Source organism: Bacillus sp. MUM 13 (assembly GCF_001866725.1).
In the GTDB taxonomy this organism is placed as follows: domain Bacteria; phylum Bacillota; class Bacilli; order Bacillales; family DSM-1321; genus Peribacillus.
The window spans coordinates 1-5,401 of sequence record NZ_MLYQ01000076.1; the positions used below are offsets into that span (position 1 = coordinate 1).

Consider the following 5,401-nt stretch of genomic DNA (forward strand, 5'->3'; position numbering starts at 1 on the left):
GGCGCAGCCGAGGAGGCTCAACGGCTTGCGTGAAAAGCGAGCATCCTGGAGCGGAAATCACCCACCTTGTTTCATAGCAATAAAGTTTACGAAAACAGCTAAAAAAAAAGCCCCCGTTCAATTCAAGAGGGCTTCACTTTGGAGTGCATATTATGAAAGTCTGTTCATTAAGATGATATTTTATTTCGTTAACGCACCCTTGGTAATCTTTTGGAGGAGTATCCTTAAACCTTTTCCGCAGAGAGATAATGTAATGATTACCAAAAACAGTTCGCTGGTTACTTTAAGGATCTTATTCTCAAAATACCCGGAAAAAGAATTTCCTATGAAGTATATAAACATAAAGGCTATAAGTAATGTGACAATAAATGAACCTGCAGCACCTAGGATTTGCAGTTTTGTTAATTTCTTTCTTATGCTTTTGTTCCTTCTGATGACATAAACCATAGCTGCGAGAAACAATATTGACATTAACATATCATTCATATACATTTACCCAGTTTATTTACTAAAAAAACTCGCCAATATTGACGAGTTTCTTAACATTTTGCTCCTTAGATTCACTCTGCAGTGCCTCATTAATCGGAAGCCTTTTCAACCATCTTCTTCAAATCTTCGAGAGTTTTGCCTTTGAACTGCTTTCCGTTGACAAATATGGCCGGGGTGCTTTCTACTCCCAGTTTGTTTGCAATTTCCACATCTTTGTCAGAAGCTTTTGCTGACTTTCCTGCACGGAAGGCAGCCAATACTTTGTCTGCATCCTCTTTGCTTGCTGTCTCTCTCAATACCTTAACAAGCTTATCTTCTGTGAAATAGTCAATCTGCTCATATTTTCTGTCATCCGGCTGTGCCGCATATAACTTATCATGAAATTCCCAGAATGCATCATTGCCAAGTTCTTTATAAACAGCCTCAGCGAACCTTGAGGACCGTGTGGAATCATTATTAATGAAAGGATAGTTGAAGAAATAAAACGAAGCCTTTCCCTTTTTAACGATTTCCTTATCAATTTGAGGAAAAGCAGATAATGTGAAATTTTTGCAATATGGACATTTATAGTCGCCGAATTCTACGATTTTCACTGATGCTGATTTATCTCCCAAAACTGGCTGTCCGCTATAATCGATCTTGGAGTCATTGTGCGCTGTCTTTGCCAGGACGATAAAGACCACTATGGCAGCTATCACCACTCCAAGCACAACATATAAAGCAGTATTGGACTTCTTTTGCTTGTGCACTGAATTTTTATTTTTTTGCTTGTTCGCCATTTTCCCACTCTCCGTTTTATCTATTAATCTCATGCAGAAAAAACTGCTCCCTTAGTTTACTTTTTTTATAAACACAACTTTTAAATAGTTGCCTTCTTTAAATTCAGGAATCGTTTTAAAATCCTCCGGCAGTGAAAACTCTTCCATCAGCCTGTATGCGCCGCCTGTTTCTTTAAAGGCAGCTGCGATGAACCCTTTAAATCTCTTCATATCAAAAGAGCTGCTGTTGGTTGATGCTACAATCATGCCATCTTTCTCAGTAATGGAAATGGCATCCTTTAATAGGTTCTTATAGTCCTTGCCTGCACTGAAGGTGAATTTTTTGGACTTGGCAAAGCTCGGAGGATCCAATATGACCATATCATATTTGATTTCTTTTTTGGCAGCATATTTAAAATAATTAAACACATCCATGACGATTATATCCTGTTCAGCAGAATCGATGCCATTCACCTGAAACTGTTCAGTTGTTTTCGGCAGGCTCCTGTTGGCAAGATCTACACTTGTTGTTTTTTCTGCACCGCCGAGGGCCGCAAAAACGGAAAAAGCGCCTGTATACGAGAAGGTGTTTAATACTTTTTTGCCAGAAGCATATTTATCACGGATTGTCTTCCTCACCTCACGCTGATCTAAAAATACACCCACCATGGCACCATCATTCAAATAAACGGCAAAGCGGACTCCATTTTCTTTCACAATCAGCGGAAATTCCGGCACTTCACCCATCACAAAATCATCTTCATCCATATACTGGCCCTTTGCATCAAATCGTTTTTTCTGATAGATCGATTTAACTTCGGCCGTATTGCACAGCGACTTTATGATAAGGTCTTTATATTGATAAATCCCCTGGCTGTACCAGCTAATGACATAATGTCCGTCATAATGGTCAATCGTGACCCCGCCGATCCCGTCACCTTCACCGTTAAAGACTCTAAAAGCAGTGGTGCCTTCGTCATTAAAGAGGCTCTTTCTGTGAGTTACGGCCGTTTTTAATTTTTTATCAAAAAACGCCTGATTGAAAATATCATTCTTATTTCTGGTTAAAATCCAGCCAATTCCTTTATTCTGCTTTCCATAATACCCTTTTGCCAGGAAATTCCCGCCCCGGTCCACCAGCTTTACGGCACATCCTTCTTCCTTTAAATCCCCGATGTTAACAACCGCATCTTTGGTTATCAGCGGATATCCCTTTTGAAATTTATGGACATTCTCCTGTTTCACTTGTAACACAATCTCAGTTTTCATGCAGACCATCCTTCTACTTTACGGAAACCTCAAACGTGTTTCCAGACTTAGTATAGCTCTACTTTACCCTATCTCCTCTGCTGTTTCAAAAAAACAATGAAAAAGAGCTGAATATTTGGGGCCAGGCTTTGAAATTAGCCTTCTGATTTCCTCTCCAGGTTGCTTCACTTTCCGCGCGGCGTACAGCTTTTTATTTCAACCTTTTGAATATTTACATTTCATACTATAATAATCATAAAACAAGGAAGATAAGGCGGGGTTATATGATTAAAACAGGGATTATCGGGTTAGGGGCAATTGGACAGCGCCTGATTAAACAATTTGAAAGCCATCCGGAAACTGAAATTGCAGCGGTTTGCGATTGGGATGGGACTCTTGCACAGCAGGTTTCTGAAAGTCTTGGAAGCATCCCATTTTTTTCTGATTATAAAGAGATGCTTGAAACAGCTGAACTGGATCTTGTTTATGTTGCCGTTCCGCCTAAGCACCACCACGGTATAGCAGCTTCTGTCATGGATAGGGGAATACATATCCTTTGTGAAAAGCCTTTGGCAAATTCTCTGGAGGAAGCAGAAGATCTTTTTAGAAGATCACAGGAAAAACAGCTGGTATCAGCCATGAATTTTCCCCTTAACTACAGCGCTGGTGCCAGGACATTTGCAAATCTCATTCGTTCAGAATACATAGGAAAGCTTCGGAGGGTTGAACTGCATATGCGTTTTCCGCAGTGGCCAAGAGCCTGGCAGCAGAATAAATGGGTGGCGAGCAGGGAGCAGGGCGGATTTGTCCTTGAAGTTGGCATCCATTTTATTCAGCAAATCCACATGCTGTTTGGACCATTAACCGTTAAAAACCGCCATCTAGAGTTTCCTGAGGACAAACTGGCAAGCGAACAGGGAATTGTTGCAGAATTAAGCCTCGGTGACGGAACTCCTGTCATCATTAACGGATTGAGCGGGATCGCAGGAGATGAGGAAATCCGATTAACCGCGTACGGAACGGAAGGAACACTTTCTCTGCTAAACTGGTCTGATCTCGAAGGCGGCAAGCTTGGTGAATCCCTTGCTCCAATCAAGCAGGATTCTTCCTTGAACGAAGCACTTATTGATCATATAGTCAGGGCGTTAAAGGGTGAAGAAAGCATCATTATCGGCTTTTCAGAAGGTTACCAGGCACAAACCGTCCTTGAACAGCTTAGAAATTAACAAAGAAAGAAACGGCAGCAGCAGCTATAGAGAACGGACAAAACAGTAAAAAAGCGCAATCTCAGCAGATTGCGCTTTTCTTTATTGGACTTCCATATGCAAGTCCCCTTTTTTGGCCCAGCCGAAAACCTTGATCAGCTGATACAAGCCCAGAGAAATGACAATTGGAAGTATGACCCCTACTGCAATATAAATCAGAAAAACCCTTAATCCCTGTGTAGCAAGGATGTTGATTGGCGCAATCATGGAATTCAAGCCCAGCCCTGCAATTTCATAGGTAGCATGAAAGCCAAAAGCAAGTGTGGCAATAGGCGCGCATACAATGGCTGAAACAAACGTCGGAATGGCCAGCCGCGGATTTTTAATTAAGTTCGGAAACTGTACCTTAGGTGTTACCAGTACCTGGGCAAGAAAACCTCCCAGGTCATTTTGGCGAAGAGACATTGCTGTGAATCCGACAAACTGTGCCGTGCATCCTATCAGTGCAGCAGCACTCGATACCGGATCCATCTGAAGAGCAATGGCAATCGCCGCAGAAGAAGCTGGTGTCATAAGAAGGATGCTCCACACAAGCGATATCACCATCGAGGCAATGAACGGGCTTCCCTGGACAGAAGAAGTAATTTCCCCGCTGATCCACTGTAATAAAGGAGTTGTAACTGCAGCAAGCCCCACTCCAGCTACCCCTCCGGCAAGAATGGAGGCAAGTGGAATCGCCATCATGTCAAGCTTAGTGCGTCCAGTCAATCTCTTGCCTACAAACGTAGCTACTGCGGCCGCTAAAATGGCACTGATTGGCTGCCCTGTAACCAGCGTGAACACTCCATCCGGTGTCTGATGGATAGCGTTGCCCCCGATGGCCGCACAGGCCATAGCGCTAAAAAGGACCAGGGTATTGCCGCCAAGCTGATAAGCAATTGCAGCACCTATTGCAGGTGCCAGGAGAACCTTGGTAGTGCCGCCGATAATCAGGAATATTTCCCAACCCGTAAATTTTCCGATAGATTCAAAAAGCAGGCCAATACCCAGTGTTACCAGCACGGCATTGGCAACCCCCGCTGAGGCTTTATACATTCTTTCAACAATATAAGCTTTCATATGCTTCACGCTCCAGTTGCTTCATTTAATTAATTGAATTTTCAGTTAAAATACCAAATTTTCTTACCATTTACTATGTATGCAGGACCTCCAATTAATACCTGTTGGTTTTATTTCTTTTTTAAGACAATAAAAGAATCATATCTTTGTGTGATACAGGTGTCAATTTTGATAAATTGTTTCTCTTCGCTTAACTTATCGGCAATAATATCACAAATATTCTGACAATGTAAGTACCTTTTTATCGTAGAAAAATAAGTAAGCGCTTAACACATTGGTAGATCAATATATATTTTTTTTATTATTTAAAGAACACTATTTAGAAATAGAGATTTCCCACATAATTAAATGGTAATAATTTATAGTGAAGGCTCAGCTTTACTGAACACTTTCACATGGGGGGATATAAAGCTGGATTAAAAAAAGCCAGCCGGGTTCATTCCAGCTGACATCCTTGTTTCTTTATCAGGTTTTAACTATCTTTCAAAGTGGCTGTTTTTGTAAACTTTGCTGCTATTCAAGTGGTTGATTTCCGCTCTAGGATGCTCTCTTTCCGCGGGGCGCGGTGAGCCTCCTCAGCTG

Annotated in this window: 5 protein-coding genes; 2 read left to right on the forward strand and 3 right to left on the reverse strand. The window is 41.8% G+C overall.

The features are described from left to right. On the forward strand, positions 1–442 hold a 442-nt coding region (locus BIV59_RS23950), incomplete at its 5' end, for a hypothetical protein (protein ID WP_205684402.1). Positions 443–578: 136 nt separating this feature from the next. On the opposite strand, the gene BIV59_RS17015 is transcribed toward BIV59_RS23950, so the two are convergent. Continuing rightward, positions 579–1,268 (reverse strand): DsbA family protein, encoded by a 690-nt coding sequence (locus tag BIV59_RS17015; protein WP_071352652.1) that lies wholly within the window; start codon positions 1,266–1,268, stop codon positions 579–581. Positions 1,269–1,319: 51 nt separating this feature from the next. Next, positions 1,320–2,516, reverse strand: coding sequence for a class I SAM-dependent rRNA methyltransferase (locus BIV59_RS17020; protein WP_071352653.1), 1,197 nt, complete (start codon positions 2,514–2,516; stop codon positions 1,320–1,322). Between the two features lie 263 nt (positions 2,517–2,779). Here BIV59_RS17020 and BIV59_RS17025 point away from each other — a divergent pair, with 263 nt between their 5' ends. Continuing rightward, a complete protein-coding gene (locus BIV59_RS17025) occupies positions 2,780–3,721 on the forward strand; it encodes a Gfo/Idh/MocA family protein (RefSeq protein WP_071352654.1) in 942 nt (313 codons plus the stop codon). Between the two features lie 81 nt (positions 3,722–3,802). On the opposite strand, the gene BIV59_RS17030 is transcribed toward BIV59_RS17025, so the two are convergent. Beyond that, complete coding sequence (locus BIV59_RS17030) at positions 3,803–4,819, reverse strand: PTS sugar transporter subunit IIC (protein ID WP_071352655.1); 1,017 nt, start codon at positions 4,817–4,819, stop codon at positions 3,803–3,805. Positions 4,820–5,401 lie beyond the last annotated feature (582 nt).

Bases quoted from the DNA above. Each gene is read 5' to 3' on its own strand.
- BIV59_RS17020 (WP_071352653.1), bottom strand. From the start codon at position 2,516: ATGAAAACTGAGATTGTGTTACAAGTGAAACAGGAGAATGTCCATAAA.
- BIV59_RS17025 (WP_071352654.1), top strand. From the start codon at position 2,780: ATGATTAAAACAGGGATTATCGGGTTAGGGGCAATTGGACAGCGCCTG.
- BIV59_RS17015 (WP_071352652.1), bottom strand. From the start codon at position 1,268: ATGGCGAACAAGCAAAAAAATAAAAATTCAGTGCACAAGCAAAAGAAG.
- BIV59_RS17030 (WP_071352655.1), bottom strand. From the start codon at position 4,819: ATGAAAGCTTATATTGTTGAAAGAATGTATAAAGCCTCAGCGGGGGTT.